Origin of the sequence: Kluyvera sp. CHPC 1.2972 (assembly GCF_036759925.1) — a bacterium.
In the GTDB taxonomy this organism is placed as follows: Bacteria; Pseudomonadota; Gammaproteobacteria; order Enterobacterales; family Enterobacteriaceae; genus Kluyvera.
In genome coordinates, this window is the sequence record NZ_JAPKIB010000008.1 from 45,352 (window position 1) to 61,567 (window position 16,216).

Sequence of the window (16,216 nt, forward strand, 5' to 3'; positions counted from 1 at the left end):
ACCAGTCCCGAACGCCTGGGGCTGGTGGTTCTGCGCTACAGGCCGCCTTGACGCTGGCTTTGATGCCCGGTAAGGTGCAATACGTGCGCCAGAAGTGCATATATTTCGATCACATTTACTGACTGTAGACCTGATTATCATGGACAAATTTGACGCTAATCGCCGCAAACTGCTGGCGTTAGGTGGGGTTGCGCTTGGCGCTGCCGCCATCTTACCCACGCCTGCACTTGCGACCCTCTCGACCCCTCGTCCGCGTATTTTAACGTTGAGTAATCTACATACGGGCGAGTTGCTAAAAGCCGAGTTTTTTGACGGCCGAGGCTATATTCAGGATGAATTAGCAAAACTAAACCATTTTTTCCGTGACTATCGCGCGAATAAAATAAAGAGCATCGATCCTTCTTTGTTTGATCAGCTTTATCGCCTTCAGGGATTATTAGGAACAAATAAGCCTGTGCAATTAATCTCCGGGTATCGTTCCCTTGATACCAATAATGAGCTGCGAGCGCACAGCAGTGGGGTAGCCAAAAAGAGCTACCACACGAAAGGTCAGGCAATGGATTTCCATATTGAAGGTATTTCATTAAGTAATATACGCAAAGCAGCGTTATCTATGCGCGCAGGTGGTGTAGGATATTACCCACGTAGCAACTTTGTGCATATTGATACCGGTCCGGTTCGGCACTGGTAACTCTACGCCCGACAGTTCAGATGCGCTGATGTATCTGAACGGTGCTGAGTATAAACAGGAGCAGCATGAATTATCGTATTATTCCGGTCACTGCGTTCGCGCAGAACTGTTCGTTGATCTGGTGTGAGCAAACTAAACTGGCGGCGCTGGTCGATCCAGGCGGTGATGCAGAGACCATCAAACAGAAGGTTGCCGAGGCTGGCGTGACGTTGCAGCAAATTTTGCTGACCCATGGTCATCTTGATCATGTGGGTGCGGCGGCGGAACTGGCACAGCACTACGGTGTGCCGGTGATTGGGCCGGAAAAAGAAGACGAGTTCTGGCTGCAGGGGCTGCCGGCCCAAAGCCGGATGTTTGGTCTGGATGACTGCCAGCCGCTGACGCCGGATCGCTGGCTAAATGAAGGCGATACCGTCAGTGTGGGCAACGTGAAGCTGCAGGTGCTGCACTGTCCTGGGCATACGCCGGGCCATGTGGTCTTCTTTGATAATGATGCGCGGTTGCTGATTTCCGGCGACGTGTTGTTTAAAGGCGGCGTAGGGCGCAGTGACTTCCCGCGCGGTGACCACGCGCAGCTGATTGACGCTATCAAGCGCAAGCTGCTGCCGCTGGGTGACGACGTGAAGTTTATTGCCGGGCATGGGCCAATGTCGACGATTGGCTATGAGCGTCAGCATAACCCGTTCCTGCAGGATGAACTTCCCGTCTGGTAAGAAAACAGAAAAGGCCGCGAATGCGGCCTTTTTTTATGTCTACCCGGAGTCGGCGCTACGCACCTCGTCCGGGCTACTCGCATATTACAGCACGGCGACGATAGCTTCGCACAGTGGCGCCATGTTGTCTGGCGTCATTCCTGCAACGTTAATACGGCCGGAGGCCACGGCATAAACGCCGAACTCTTCGCGCAGACGCAGAACCTGTTCTTTGGTCAGACCGCTGAAAGAGAACATGCCGTTTTGTTTGGTGATAAAGCTGAAGTCACGGTTGGCACCTTTTTCCTGCAGCGTATTCACAAACAGCAGACGCATGCGCTGGATGCGCTGGCGCATATCGGTCAGCTCTTGTTCCCAGATAGCACGCAGAGCGTCGTTGCTAAGGATAGTCGCTACAACGGATGCACCGTGCGCCGGTGGGTTAGAGTAGTTCGCGCGGATAACGGCTTTCATCTGGCTGAAGGCGCGGTCGGCGGTATCGGCGTCGGCGGTCACTAGCGTACAGGCACCCACGCGCTCGTTGTAGAGGCCAAAGTTTTTGGAGAAGGAGCTCGCCACAATCAGCTCTTTGTGCAGTGCAGCAAAGGCACGCAGGCCTTCCGCATCTTCTTCCAGACCGCGAGCGAAGCCCTGATACGCGAAGTCAAACAGCGGCAGCCAGCCTTTCTCAACGGAAAGCTGTGCCAGCTGTTGCCACTGCTCAAGCGTAGGGTCAATGCCGGTTGGGTTATGGCAGCAGCCGTGGAACAGCACTACGTCACCCGCCTGAGCGTCGTTCAGGCTTGCCAGCAGCGCGTCGAAGTCCAGCGCGTGTTTTTCAGCGCTGTAGTAGTTGTATTCGCGTACCTCGAGGCCCGCAGCACCAAAGACGCTTTTGTGGTTCGGCCAGCTTGGATTGCTGACCCAAATGCGTTTCACGTCGGTATTTTTAGCCAGGAAGTCCGCCGCGACGCGCAGAGCGCCGGTACCGCCAGGGGTTTGCGCGGTACGGGCGCGCTTATCGCTAACGATAGGGCTACCTTTACCAAACAGCAGTTCCTGCGTGCAGCGACCAAACTCAGGAATACCATCAATGCCGAGATAATTCTTGGTGGTCTCATTTTCCAGCAGATACTGTTCAGCTTTTTTTACACTGGTCAGAACCGGGGTCTTGCCGGTTTCATCTTTATATACACCAATCCCGAGATTGATTTTACCCGGGCGGTCGTCGGCGCGAAACAGATCGGCCAGGCCCAGAATTGGGTCGGCAGGGGCGGCTGTAATGTTCTCAAACATGACGAGGTTCCATTTATTAGTTCGGGGGAAATCCGCTATCAGGTTAACGGCAGATTTACAAAATGCCAACCGTTAGAGACTAAAAGCGCGAAGGTTTTCAAAAGATACGATCTTCATCTTAGGAACGTAAAAAAGCAGGACCGAAGTCCTGCTTTATAGGCATATAACGAGGAGGGTATGCTGATTAGAACTGGTAAGTTGCCATCAGAGCCATCATGTCGTCGTTGCCGTTGAGGCCGCCAACCACTTGAGCGTAGTTGTCGTTTTTGTTCAGCAGGTTGAAGTAGTAGTCTACTGCTACGTTGAAGTTTTTGTTGAAGTAGTAGGTTGCGCCCAGCTGGATAAATTTAGCCAGGTCTGCATCACCACCGGTAAAGGTGCCTTTAGCGTTAGTTACTGGAGCCAGGTCTTTACCTTTGGTCTGAACGTAGGAGATTGCTGGACGCAGGCCGAAGTCGAACTGGTACTGAGCAACGATTTCGAAGTTCTGAGTTTTGTTAGCAAAACCAGCGTCGCCGGAGGAACCGGTACGAGTCATGTTACGGGTTTCAGCGTAGGTGGTTGCCAGGTAGACGTTGTTCGCGTCGTATTTAGCACCGATACCCCATGCTTCTGCTTTGTTACCCAGATCGTCAGCTTTCTGATCGGTGGTACGGTTAGAGTTGCTGTAAGAACCGATCAGACCGAAGCCTTCACCGAAATCATAACCCAGGGAGTAGCCTACGCCGTCACCGTTAGAAGTTTTAACATCAGTACGTTCGTTTTTACCCTGATACTGGATACCCATGCTCAGGCCGTCAACCAGACCGAAGAAATCGCTGTTGCGGTAGGTCAGCAGACCGGTGCTACGGCTAGTCATGTAGTTATCAACGTAGTTGCCGCCCCAGGTCATACCGGAGAAGGATGGTGCCATATCGGTGAAGGATTCTACGTCGTAAACGATACCGTAGTTACGGCCGTAGCTGATGCTGCCAGCGTCGCCCGCTTTCAGGCCAGCGAAGGCCAGACGGTTTTTGTTAGTCGCTGGGGTGCTTTCAGCGTTGTTCGCCATGAAGCGGTATTCCCACTGACCAAAACCAACCAGTTGGTCGTTGATCTGAGTTTCGCCTTTGAAACCAAGCTGCGCATAGGTTCTGTCGGAGTTGCTGGTGTCGCCGCTGGTGACGAAATCACGCTCAGCGTTCACTTTACCGTACAGGTCCAGTTTGTTGCCGTCTTTGTTATAGATTTCGGCCGCGTTTGCTGCGCCAGCTACCAGCAGGGCAGGGATTACCACTGCCAGGATATTACGCTTCATCATTATTTATTACCCTCATTAGGTTTTTTTTATAGACACTCGCCACTGCCGCCAATTACTTCCGTCAATAAAAATTTACGGAACTATTGATGATAGTTTGGTGTCTTTATGTGTCTGAGAGGCATCTTTCCATTCCAAACGCGCTTTCGCCACCCTGAAAATGCTACAAACATCGAGAATGAGTAACCAAAAGAAATAATGTGTAACATTGTGTGAATTTTAAGGAACTTTGTGAACTATCTCAAAATTCTGAGGTGGGTGCGGGTTAATTGAACTATCACTTATCTATCAATATGAATTTCTTATCTTTTATTTGTATAACACCTTTTCTTATCGCCAAGACCCAAGAGGCAAACTTTTTGCTATGACCTTTTTTAGCCATCCGGATAGCTGTGTGTTTGCTCAAAAAATATGCTAAGGCATTAGTGAAATCTGATCCGCAAAAGTATTGTGGTTATTTTTTGTACTTAATTATTGCGATGAAATGTGCTGTAACAAAGGTCGTTGGGAAGGGGGTTGATGTTTAAGTTTGCTAAATTAAAAAAAGATTTCTTTACGATGGTGGGCAAAAAAAGGCCAGCGCTGAGGCTGGCCTTGTTGGAGCGATAACCTTAGAAAGTGGCGTTACGCGGCGTTCTTGGGAACGGGATCACGTCACGGACGTTCTGCACGCCGGTGACGTAAGCGATCAGACGTTCGAAGCCCAGGCCAAAGCCTGAATGTGGAACGGTGCCGTAACGACGCAGGTCGCGGTACCACCAGTAGTCTTCTTTATTAAGACCCATTTCCGCCATACGCGCATCCAGAACGTCCAGACGCTCTTCACGCTGAGAGCCACCGATGATTTCACCAATGCCCGGCGCCAGAACGTCCATTGCGGCAACGGTTTTACCATCTTCGTTAAGACGCATATAGAACGCCTTGATCTCTTTCGGATAGTTTTTCACAACGACCGGCGCTTTGAAGTGCTCTTCGGCCAGATAGCGTTCGTGTTCGGAAGAGAGATCCACGCCCCAGTACACTGGGTTCTCGAACTGCTTGCCGCAGTTTTCCAGAATGGTGACGGCGTCGGTGTAATTGACCTGCGCAAAATCAGCGGTCACGAAACGTTCCAGACGATCGACAGCATCTTTATCTACGCGCTCAGCGAAGAACTTCATGTCGTCCGCACGTTCGGTCAGCACGGCTTTAAAGACGTACTTCAGCATCGCTTCTGCCAGACGGGCGTTATCTTCTAGATCGGCAAACGCCACTTCGGGTTCCAGCATCCAGAACTCTGCCAGGTGGCGGCTGGTGTTGGAGTTTTCAGCGCGGAAGGTCGGGCCAAAGGTGTAGATTTTCGACAGCGCGCAGGCATAGGTTTCGCCGTTCAGCTGGCCGGAAACGGTCAGGAACGCTTCTTTGCCGAAGAAATCTTTGTCGTAATCGACTTTACCCTGATCGTTGCGCGGCAGGTTTTCCATATCCAGCGTAGAAACGCGGAACATTTCACCAGCGCCTTCGGTATCGGAAGCGGTAATCAGCGGGGTAGAAACCCAGAAGAAACCCTGCTCGTCGAAGAAACGATGCAGCGCCTGCGCCAGCGTATGGCGTACGCGTGCAACCGCACCAATCAGGTTGGTACGTGGACGCATGTGCGCCACTTCGCGCAGATACTCGATGCTGTGGCGTTTTGCCGCCATCGGGTAGGTGTCGGGATCTTCAACCCAGCCGGTTACTTCAATGCTGGAAGCCTGAATTTCAAAACTCTGGCCCTGACCCTGAGAGGCGACGATCTTGCCGGTGACAATCACGGAGCAGCCGGTGGTCAGACGCAGCACTTCCTGATTGTAATTGGGCAGAGAATTATTAATAACGGCCTGTACAGGATCAAAGCAGGAACCGTCATAGACGGCGAGGAAGGAAAAGCCAGCTTTTGAATCTCGGCGGGTACGTACCCAGCCGCGCACGGTGACTTCGCTGTCAACGGCTACGCGGCCCTGGAGTACGTCGGCTACAGGCACAACGCTCATAATAGTCTCTCTATTCGTAGTCCAATAAAAAAATCGTTTTCCCCGGAACGGCGGGGGGATATCTATGTTACCTGTCATCTTCTATCAGACAAGCAGAATTAGCATGGAGAAGGGGTGTTTTCAGAAATAATTAAATAAGAAGGGAGCCATACAGGCTCCCTTTGGTGATTAACTCGCCTTTTTGATCTGCGGAAGATCAAATGCTTTACGTAAAGCGCGAACAAACGCTTTATCGTGACAGATAGTTTTACCCGGGCTATCGGAGAGTTTTGCTACCGGTTTACCGTTGCACTCAACCAGCTTGATGACGATATTCAGCGGTTTCACCTGCGGAATATCACAGGTCAAGCGCGTGCCGATACCGAAGCTTAAGTTAATGCGCGACGAGAAATGACGATAAAGCTCGACGGCTTTGGTTAAGTCGAGGTTATCGGAGAACACCAGCACTTTACTCAGCGGGTCAATGCCCAGCTTCTTATAATGGTTGATGGCTTTTTCGCCCCACTCAAACGGGTCGCCCGAATCGTGACGCAGCCCCTGATAGCGGGTGGCGAATTCTGGGCCAAAATCACGCAGGAAGGCATCCATGGTAATACAGTCGGTCAAGGCAATACCGAGCTGTTCGGGATACTCTTCAAGCCAGGCGGCCAACGCGGCGCGCTGACTGGTGGCAAGGTCAGGGCTGATTTGCTGATGTGCCTGGAACCATTCGTGTGCTTGCGTTCCCATCGGAGTAAGCGACAGACGTCGCGCCAGATCGTAGTTGCTGGTGCCGGTAAACCAGGATTCCTGCTGCAGGCGGCTGACAATTGCTTCTTGTACCTCACGGGAAAAACGGCGGCGGGTACCAAAATCCATCAGCTTGAAGGCGGACATATCGATGTCGGCGGTCAGCTGATTAAAGTCGACCAGTTTACGCTCCAGCATGTCCAGCGCCTGCGGTACACCGTTTTCCGGCGAACGGTAGCGATGAACCAGCTCGCTAATTACCGCCAGTAGCGGAACTTCCCACATGATGACTTCGCGCCACGGGCCTTCAAGGCGAATATTGAGCTTGCCATTATCATTGGTGACGGAGACCTGCTGCGGGTCATAGCGAAAATCACGCAGCCAGTTCAGGTAATCCTGTTTAAAGAAAGGAAGGCCGGAGAGCCAGTGGTACTCGTCATCCTGCAGGGTGAGTGAACGCATGGCTTCGACTTGTTCGCGAATAGCGTCAGCATAAATGCCCAGCAGATCGTCCCCACGGCAGCGGAATTCAGCCGCTACGTTTACGTCGTAGTAGTGGTGAAACACGGCCTGCTGCATATGCAGTTTGTAGGCATCTGTGTCTAGCAGCGAGTGCAGCACAGGAGAAGCGAATTGTGTCATGGTGCGCAGTAGCATCCTCTCACAGGAGCGTTTAGTACAATAAACAACAGGGGAGAATCGCTGGAGTATACCTTGTTTATCGATTTATTGAACCCCGATCACACCATAAGGCACGAAGAGTCACCATGGCGTTTTGTGCGTTATGTTATGTAAATGTATCATTTTTCCCTATTTGACTGGAAAAGATGAAGATTCTGCGTAGCGCGTTTAACACAACAGGAATAGACTGAGGTGACATTTACAAAAGATGCTAAAGGTTTTTTATGACACAACAGCCCCAAGCCAAGTACCGCCACGACTACCGTGCGCCGGACTACCTGATTAGTGATATTGACCTGGCCTTTGACCTGGATGCCGCAAAAACCATCGTGACCGCGGAAAGCCAGGTTTCCCGCCACGCAGCGTCTGATGTACCGCTACGTCTGAACGGTGAAGATTTAACCCTGATCTCTCTTCACGTTAACGGCGAGCCATGGGACAACTATAAAGAAGAAGAGAACTATCTGGTTATTGCGGGTCTGCCAGAACGTTTCACCCTGAAGATTGTGAATGAAATCAGCCCAGCGGCAAATACGGCCTTAGAGGGGCTGTACCAGTCTGGCGAAGCGCTCTGCACCCAATGTGAAGCTGAAGGCTTCCGCCACATTACCTGGTATCTGGACCGCCCGGACGTGCTGGCTCGCTTTACCACCAAAATTACCGCCGATAAAACCAAATATCCGTTCCTACTCTCTAACGGCAACCGCATTGCCGAAGGTGAGCTGGAAAATGGTCGCCATTGGGTACAGTGGCAGGATCCGTTCCCGAAACCATGCTACCTGTTTGCGCTGGTCGCCGGTGATTTCGACGTACTGCGCGATACCTTTAAAACGCGTTCTGGCCGTGACGTTGCGCTGGAGCTGTTCGTTGACCGCGGCAATCTGGACCGCGCGCCGTGGGCGATGACCTCGCTGAAAAACTCCATGAAGTGGGACGAAGATCGCTTCGGCCTCGAGTACGACCTCGACATCTATATGATCGTCGCCGTCGACTTCTTTAATATGGGCGCGATGGAGAACAAAGGGCTGAACGTCTTTAACTCCAAATACGTGCTGGCCCGTACCGATACCGCGACGGATAAAGACTATCTCGACATCGAGCGCGTGATTGGCCACGAATATTTCCATAACTGGACCGGTAACCGCGTCACCTGTCGCGACTGGTTCCAGCTGAGCCTGAAAGAGGGCTTAACCGTTTTCCGTGACCAGGAATTCAGTTCTGATTTAGGCTCGCGCGCTGTGAACCGCATCAGTAATGTGCGCACCATGCGTGGCCTGCAGTTTGCCGAAGATGCCAGCCCGATGGCGCACCCAATCCGTCCGGATAAAGTTATTGAAATGAATAACTTCTATACCCTGACGGTGTACGAGAAAGGGGCGGAGGTTATCCGCATGCTGCACACTCTGCTGGGCGAAACCAACTTCCAGAAAGGCATGCAGCTGTACTTTGAACGTCATGACGGCAGCGCCGCGACCTGCGATGATTTTGTACAGGCGATGGAAGATGCATCCAACGTTGACCTGTCCCACTTCCGCCGCTGGTATAGCCAGGCCGGTACGCCAATCGTCAGCGTACACGACGACTACAACCCGGAAACCGAGCAGTACACCCTGACCATTCGTCAGCGTACGCCGGCGACCGCCGAGCAGGATGAAAAATTCCCACTGCATATTCCATTCGACATCGAGCTGTACGATAACGAAGGCAAGGTGATCCCGCTGCAGAAAGACGGGCATCCGGTGCATCACGTGCTGAACGTGACCCAGGCGGAGCAGACCTTTGTTTTCGATAACGTCTACTTCCAGCCGGTACCTTCGCTGCTGCGCGAGTTCTCGGCGCCAGTGAAGCTGGAATATAAATGGAGCGATCAACAACTCACGTTCCTGATGCGTCATGCACGCAATGACTTCTCCCGCTGGGATGCGGCGCAAAGCCTGCTGGCAACCTATATCAAGCTGAACGTTGCGCGTCATCAGCAGGGTCAACCGCTGTCGCTGCCGGTCCACGTGGCCGATGCGTTCCGTGCGATCCTGCTGGATGAGCACATCGACCCGGCGCTGGCGGCTGAGATCCTGACGCTACCGTCAGCCAGCGAAATCGCTGAGCTGTTCGACATTATCGATCCTATTGCCATTGCGGCGGTGCGTGAAGCGCTGACCCGCACGCTGGCGACGGAACTGGCCGATGAGTGTCTGGTGATTTACAACGCCAACAAGCTCGACAGCTACCGCGTAGAGCATGCCGACATTGGCAAACGCTCGCTGCGTAATACCTGCCTGCGCTATCTGGCGTTTGGCGACCGCGAGCTGGGCGATAAGCTGGTGAGCGAGCAGTACCATCATGCCGATAACATGACCGATGCGCTGGCGGCGTTGTCAGCCGCGGTTGCGGCTGAACTGCCGTGCCGCGACGCGCTGATGCAGGAATATGATGACAAATGGCATCATGACGGTCTGGTGATGGATAAATGGCTGATTCTACAGGCGACCAGCCCGGCGGACGACGTGCTGGAAACGGTACGTAAGCTGCTGAACCACCGTTCATTCAGCATGAATAACCCGAACCGTATTCGCTCGCTGATTGGCGCTTTTGCCGGCAGCAACCCGGCGGCGTTCCATGCGGCAGACGGCAGCGGCTATCAGTTCCTGGTGGAAATGCTCACCGTACTGAACAGCAAAAACCCGCAGGTGGCTTCTCGTCTGATTGAGCCGCTGATCCGCCTGAAACGCTACGATGCGAAGCGTCAGGCGTTAATGCGTGCCGCGCTGGAGCAGCTGAAAGGGCTGGAAAATCTCTCTGGCGATCTGTACGAGAAGATTGCTAAAGCCTTAGCTTAACCAGTAGCCCGGACGAAGCGTGAGCCGACTCCGGGGAGGCTCGGTGGCAATTCCGGTTACATTGATATCGACAAACAAAAACGCCGTAGGTTTTTCCCTACGGCGTTTTTTTTATCAAACATGTTCGGTTAATCGCGCGGAACTTAACGTGGGAACCTGGATGTCCCGCCGATGCAGCGCCTGCCAGAATGTCTCCAGCGCACTGTCCAGTCGGGTGTGCAGATTCGGGCTGAACTGCGGCTTATGTTGATAATCGGTCACCTGGCTATCGTCGGCAAACACGCCCTGCAGGATCTCCTGGGCTTTCAACGCATTCAACACTGGTTTCAGGGCGTAATCCACTGCCAGCATATGCGCCACCGTGCCGCCGGTGGCCAGCGGGAGCACTACTTTGCCTTCCAGCGCGCGCTCGGGCAACAGATCCAGCAGCGCTTTTAATGCGCCAGCGAATGATGCCTTGTAGACCGGCGTGGCGATAATCAGGCCGTCGGCGTGAGCCAACTGCTCGGTTAAGGTTTGTAGTGCTGGGCTGTCAAAACGGGCATGAAACAGATCTTCGGGGGAGAAGTTCTGCAAATGCCAATGGAAAACTTCAACGTCGGCGGCAGAGAGTTTCTCCCGGGCGTACTCCAGCAGGGCGCTGGAGCGAGAAGGAAAACGGGGGCTGCCTGCTAAAGTAATGACGCGCATGGTCTCTCCTTATAACTAAAAACAAACATGAATCTAGAATTGATAACATTTGCATCAGTGTGTCAGAGGGGAAACCTTGGGCGAAATACTTTTTCTGATGATGGATTACCAGAAAATGCATATGCGGAGTGCAGTCGAGGTTGAATAGAAGGAAAACGATTGCGCTTTTTTTGCCGCAGGTCAATTCCATTTCTGAGCGTTATCGCACATAATACGCCCCCGGTTTGCACACCGGGAATCCAGGAGAGTTCATGTACTATCCCTTCGTTCGTAAAGCACTTTTTCAGCTCGATCCAGAGCGCGCTCATGAATTAACGTTCCAACAATTACGTCGCGTCACCGGCACCCCGCTGGAAGCACTCGTGCGTCAAAAAGTGCCGGAAAAACCGGTCACCTGCATGGGGCTGACGTTTAAAAATCCACTGGGTCTGGCAGCCGGTCTGGATAAAGATGGCGAATGTATCGACGCCTTAGGGGCGATGGGTTTCGGTTCCATTGAGATTGGTACCGTCACGCCGCGTCCGCAGCCGGGCAATGACAAGCCGCGTTTGTTCCGCCTGGTCGATGCCGAAGGGTTGATCAACCGCATGGGTTTCAATAACCACGGCGTTGATAACCTGGTCGAGAACGTGAAAAAAGCGCATTTCGACGGAATTCTGGGGATTAATATCGGCAAAAATAAAGATACCCCGGTTGAGCAGGGCAAAGATGACTATCTGATTTGTATGGAAAAAATCTACGCCTATGCCGGTTATATTGCGATTAATATCTCCTCGCCAAATACCCCAGGGCTGCGTACGCTGCAATATGGCGATGCGCTGGACGATCTCCTTTCCGGTATTAAAAATAAGCAATCTGAACTCGAACAAAAGCACCATAAATATGTTCCAGTGGCGGTAAAGATCGCCCCGGATCTTTCTCATGAAGAGTTGATCCAGGTGGCCGATAGTTTAGTTCGCCATAATATTGATGGGGTGATCGCCACCAATACGACATTGGATCGTTCTCTGGTTCAGGGGATGAAAAATTGCGATGAGATGGGTGGCTTAAGCGGTCGTCCATTACAATTAAAAAGCACCGAAATTATTCGTATGCTGTCAGCCGAATTAAAAGGTCAATTACCGATTATTGGCGTTGGCGGTATCGACTCGGTGATTGCGGCTCGTGAAAAGATGGCTGCCGGTGCGTCTCTGGTGCAGATCTATTCCGGGTTTATTTTTAAAGGCCCACCGCTGATTAAAGAAATCATTACTCACATCTAGTATTTTTCCCAGTATTGTGATCCAGGGCTTTATTTCCGGCCCTGGTTGCTTTATATTTTCCTACTGTTGCTTATTTAAACATATTGGTCTTTTATTATTTAAGGCAAAGTAACGCAACGGAAGAACAGGCAATGCATCGGATGCGAATATGACGGGGGAGTAAAATGCGAATTAAACCTGATGATAACTGGCGTTGGTATTATGATGAAGAGCACGATCGAATGATGCTCGATTTAGCCAATGGTATGTTGTTTCGTTCGCGTTTTGCTCGCCGGATGTTAACCCCCGATGCTTTTGCGCCAACCGGATTCTGCGTTGACGATGCCGCGCTTTATTTCTCCTTTGAAGAGAAATGCCGCGATCTGGTGTTGTCAAAAGAACATCGTGCTGAGCTTATTCTTAATGCGCTGGTGGCTATCCGCTTCCTGAAACCGCAAATGCCGAAAAGCTGGCACTTCCGCGCTCATGAAGAGAGCTGGTCTCCGGTAACTGGCGATGCGGCGGCCGTGTGGCTGAGCGACGATGATAGCCAGGTGAATTTGCTGGTGGTAGAACCGGGCGAAAACGCGGCACTCTGTCTGCTGGCTCAGCCGGGTCTGGTTCTCGCTGGGCGCACCATGCAGCTTGGCGACCCTATCAAAGTGATGAACGACAGACTGCAACCGCAGCCGGGGCTGGACGGTTACAGCCTGGAACAAGCGGTTTAAAGTTTCAGCTTCAGCGCCGTTTTCGGTACACAGCTACAGCTGAGAATCGTACCATCGTTGGCTATCGCACTCTTTTTCAGCGGACTGACTTCACCGTCCAACAGCGTCACGCGGCAGCTGCCGCAGATACCTGCGCGGCAGGAGTAAGGGACGCGAATGCCCTGTAGCTCCAGCTGTTCCAATAAAATCTGCTGATTATTCCCGGTAAAACTACTGCCTTCCCAGTCAATTTCAACGAGCGCATTCTGTTGCGTTTGCGGTGCCAGCGCCTCATCGGCTTTCCCTGCGCCGTACACAATGGCCGGGCCGGTGGTGAGAATTTCTACTTCATCACCGACACGAACCACGCCGCTATTGCGGGCAATCAGGTTCTGACCGAAATCCACATCGCCGTTGGCAGGGTTGGTGCGAAACGACTGTAGCGTGCTCAGCGGTTCAGCTGCCGGATGCTTTTGCCCTTTTTCCGGGCTGATGGTGGTGAAGATGCAGCGGCTGCAGGGCTTCACGACATCGAAGACCACGTCGCCAATACGCAGCGTTTTCCAGCCGTCTTCTTCCCAGGCTTGCGCGCCGGTCACCACCAGATTAGGGCGGAACTGTTCCATGCGAACGCTGGCGCGGCAGCGCTGCTGAAGGTCGCGCAGCGAGGCTTCGTTGGTCAGCAGGAAGGGAAAACCGTCGGCAAATGAGAGCGGCACCGCATCGTGACGCTTAACGCGGCGGGTAAGGTCATCACCCAGCCAGCGAAGCTGGACATCGCGCTTAAAGAACGGCGTCAGCCACTGATTGATAGCGTCGGGCGCGATACGCGAGGTAAAATGGTTGCCCCATACTTCGGTTGGCGACGGCTGACCGACGAAATCCGCAAAACGGACTAACGCACTGCTGCCGTCGGGCGCGGTGAGGTGTAAACCATCGTGAAGGACCGCAGGGGTAAAGCGCACCATCGCCGGGAACTGCCGGGCGGTAATAAAGGTGCCATCAGGCTCGGTGATCATGAAAATGCGGTCAAATGCCATCCCGCTAATATCGGCAAAGGCGTGCGTAAGCCCGATGCCGCGCATGGATTTCACCGGATGTATAAAAAGCCGCGATAATGTAGCCACAACGCTGTCCCTGAGTCGAAAATAAGCCTTTAACTTTATGACATGGGGCGCAGATTGGCTATAATGCGCAACAATTTTCTGCGAGTAAAAGTGACGATATGAATTCTCTGTTTGCCAGTACGGCCCGTGGGCTGGAAGAGCTGTTAAAAACTGAACTGGAAGGCCTGGGCGCCCAAGAGTGCCAGATTGCCCAGGGCGGCGTCCATTTCCAGGGCGACACGCAGCTTCTGTACAAAAGCCTGATGTGGAGTCGTCTGGCTTCGCGCATTATGATGCCGCTGGGAGAATGTAGCGTCTGGAGCGATCTCGATCTTTATCTCGGCGTGCAGGCTATCGACTGGACCTCGATCTTCACCCCGGATGCCACCTTTGCGGTCAGCTTCGGCGGTCTGAACGATAGCATTCGTAACAGCCAGTACGGTGCGTTGAAGGTAAAAGATGCGATCGTCGATGCCTTTACGCGTAAAAACCTGCCGCGTCCAAACGTTGATCGTGAAAATCCGGATCTGCGTATCAACGTCCGTCTCAACAAAGAGACCGCCTATATTTCTCTCGATCTGAGCGGCGAAGGCTTACACCTGCGCGGCTATCGCGATCGTACCGGTATGGCACCAATCAAAGAGAACCTGGCGGCGGCTATCGTCATGCGTTCCGGCTGGGTGCCGGGCACGCCGCTGCTCGACCCTATGTGTGGTTCCGGCACGCTGCTGATTGAAGCGGCAATGTGGGCCACCGACCGTGCGCCAGGGCTGCATCGTGGACACTGGGGCTTCAGCGGCTGGGCGCAGCATGACGATGAAGTCTGGAAAGAAGTGAAAGCTGATGCGCAGACTCGCGCTCGTGCCGGTCTTGCCGCCTATGAATCGCGCTTCTTTGGCTCTGACGTCGACAGCCGCGTGGTTGAGCTGGCGCGTAGCAACGCCCGTCGCGCGGGTATTGGCGAACTTATCACCTTTGAGGTGAAAGACGTAGCGCAACTGACCAATCCGCTGCCGAAAGGTCCTTACGGTACCGTTATCAGTAACCCGCCGTACGGCGAACGCCTGGAAAGCGAACCAGCGCTGATTGCGATGCACAGCCTGCTCGGCCGTAACATGAAAAACCAGTTTGGCGGTTGGAACCTGTCGCTGTTTAGCGCCTCTCCGGAGCTGTTAAGCTGCCTGCAGCTGCGCGCCGAGCGTCAGTTTAAAGCGAAAAACGGCCCGCTGGACTGCGTACAGAAAAACTATCACCTGGCTGAAACCACTGGTGAGAAACCTGCCTCGCTGGCGGAAGATTACGCCAACCGTCTGCGTAAGAATCTGAAGAAATATGAGAAATGGGCGAAACAGGAAGGGATCGAATGCTACCGCCTGTATGACGCCGACCTGCCGGAATATAACGTGGCCGTTGACCGCTACGCCGATTGGGTGGTGGTGCAAGAGTACGCGCCGCCGAAAACCGTTGACGCTAACAAAGCGCGCCAGCGTCTGTTCGACATTATTGCCGCGACTATTGCCGTGCTCGGTATTGCGCCGAATAAGCTGGTGCTGAAAACCCGTGAGCGTCAGAAGGGCAAAAACCAGTATCAGAAGATGAACGAGAAGGGCGACTTCATGCAGGTGAGCGAGTACAACGCGCGCCTGTGGGTCAACCTGACCGATTATCTCGACACCGGCCTGTTCCTCGACCACCGTATCGCCCGCCGTATGCTGGGTGAAATGAGCAAGGGCAAAGACTTCCTGAACCTGTTCTCCTATACCGGCAGCGCTAGTGTGCACGCGGGTCTGGGCGGTGCGCGTTCGACCACCACCGTGGATATGTCGCGTACTTATCTTGAGTGGGCGGAACGTAACCTGCGCCTCAACGGTTTAACCGGCCGCGCGCATCGCCTGATGCAGGCGGACGTGCTGGCATGGCTGCGCGATACCGACGAACAGTTCGATGTGATCTTTATCGATCCGCCAACCTTCTCGAACTCCAAACGTATGGAAGATGCGTTTGACGTTCAGCGCGATCACCTGCGTCTGATGAAAGATCTGAAGCGTCTGCTGCGTAAAGGCGGCACCATCATGTTCTCCAACAACAAACGCGGTTTCCGTATGGACCACGACGGCCTGGCTGAACTGGGACTGAAAGCACAAGACATTACCCAAAAAACTCAGTCTCAGGATTTCGCCCGCAACCGTCAGATCCACAACTGCTGGCTGATTACCGCAGCCTGAAAGGAATAAAGA

Annotated in this window: 12 protein-coding genes; 6 read left to right on the top strand and 6 right to left on the bottom strand. The window is 53.1% G+C overall.

Features of this window, described 5'->3' with window-relative positions:
* The first annotated feature begins 139 nt into the window (after positions 1 to 139).
* Complete coding sequence (locus V6944_RS14025; protein ID WP_185666553.1) at positions 140 to 691, top strand: YcbK family protein; 552 nt, start codon at positions 140 to 142, stop codon at positions 689 to 691.
* A 65-nt stretch (positions 692 to 756) separates the two neighbouring features.
* Positions 757 to 1,404, top strand: a complete 648-nt coding sequence (locus V6944_RS14030; RefSeq protein WP_123651307.1) for an MBL fold metallo-hydrolase — start codon at positions 757 to 759, stop codon at positions 1,402 to 1,404.
* A gap of 84 nt (positions 1,405 to 1,488) precedes the next feature.
* Here V6944_RS14030 and V6944_RS14035 read toward each other — a convergent pair whose 3' ends face one another.
* The 4 genes from V6944_RS14035 to pncB all read right to left on the bottom strand — a co-directional run bounded on the left by V6944_RS14035 (position 1,489) and on the right by pncB (position 7,359).
* Positions 1,489 to 2,679: an amino acid aminotransferase gene (locus V6944_RS14035; RefSeq protein ID WP_333499397.1), complete on the bottom strand. Its 1,191-nt coding sequence runs from the start codon at positions 2,677 to 2,679 to the stop codon at positions 1,489 to 1,491.
* Between the two features lie 184 nt (positions 2,680 to 2,863).
* On the bottom strand, positions 2,864 to 3,979 hold the full coding sequence (locus V6944_RS14040) for a porin (protein ID WP_333499398.1): 1,116 nt from the start codon (positions 3,977 to 3,979) through the stop codon (positions 2,864 to 2,866).
* 608 nt (positions 3,980 to 4,587) lie between these two features.
* Positions 4,588 to 5,988 carry an asparagine--tRNA ligase gene (asnS, locus tag V6944_RS14045; protein WP_333499399.1) on the bottom strand — a complete coding sequence of 467 codons (1,401 nt, stop codon included), beginning with the start codon at positions 5,986 to 5,988 and terminating at the stop codon, positions 4,588 to 4,590.
* A 168-nt stretch (positions 5,989 to 6,156) separates the two neighbouring features.
* Positions 6,157 to 7,359 (bottom strand): nicotinate phosphoribosyltransferase, encoded by a 1,203-nt coding sequence (pncB, locus tag V6944_RS14050; protein WP_333499400.1) that lies wholly within the window; start codon positions 7,357 to 7,359, stop codon positions 6,157 to 6,159.
* 263 nt (positions 7,360 to 7,622) lie between these two features.
* On the opposite strand from pncB, the gene pepN reads away from it, so the two are divergent.
* A complete protein-coding gene (gene pepN, locus V6944_RS14055) occupies positions 7,623 to 10,235 on the top strand; it encodes an aminopeptidase N (RefSeq protein ID WP_333499401.1) in 2,613 nt (870 codons plus the stop codon).
* 114 nt (positions 10,236 to 10,349) lie between these two features.
* Here pepN and ssuE read toward each other — a convergent pair whose 3' ends face one another.
* A complete protein-coding gene (gene ssuE / locus V6944_RS14060) occupies positions 10,350 to 10,925 on the bottom strand; it encodes an NADPH-dependent FMN reductase (protein WP_333499402.1) in 576 nt (191 codons plus the stop codon).
* Between the two features lie 251 nt (positions 10,926 to 11,176).
* Between ssuE and pyrD the strand changes: the two genes are divergently transcribed.
* Complete coding sequence (pyrD, locus tag V6944_RS14065; RefSeq protein ID WP_333499403.1) at positions 11,177 to 12,187, top strand: quinone-dependent dihydroorotate dehydrogenase; 1,011 nt, start codon at positions 11,177 to 11,179, stop codon at positions 12,185 to 12,187.
* Between the two features lie 164 nt (positions 12,188 to 12,351).
* The gene (zapC, locus tag V6944_RS14070; protein WP_333499404.1) at positions 12,352 to 12,894 is read left to right on the top strand and encodes a cell division protein ZapC; all 543 of its coding nucleotides are present in this window, start codon (positions 12,352 to 12,354) and stop codon (positions 12,892 to 12,894) included.
* On the opposite strand, the gene V6944_RS14075 is transcribed toward zapC, so the two are convergent.
* The gene (locus V6944_RS14075) at positions 12,891 to 14,000 is read right to left on the bottom strand and encodes a YcbX family protein (protein ID WP_333499405.1); all 1,110 of its coding nucleotides are present in this window, start codon (positions 13,998 to 14,000) and stop codon (positions 12,891 to 12,893) included. The two genes, zapC and V6944_RS14075, sit on opposite strands and share 4 nt — an antisense overlap.
* A 98-nt stretch (positions 14,001 to 14,098) precedes the next feature.
* On the opposite strand from V6944_RS14075, the gene rlmKL reads away from it, so the two are divergent.
* Positions 14,099 to 16,204, top strand: a complete 2,106-nt coding sequence (rlmKL, locus tag V6944_RS14080) for a bifunctional 23S rRNA (guanine(2069)-N(7))-methyltransferase RlmK/23S rRNA (guanine(2445)-N(2))-methyltransferase RlmL (protein ID WP_333499406.1) — start codon at positions 14,099 to 14,101, stop codon at positions 16,202 to 16,204.
* The last annotated feature ends 12 nt before the right edge of the window (positions 16,205 to 16,216 follow it).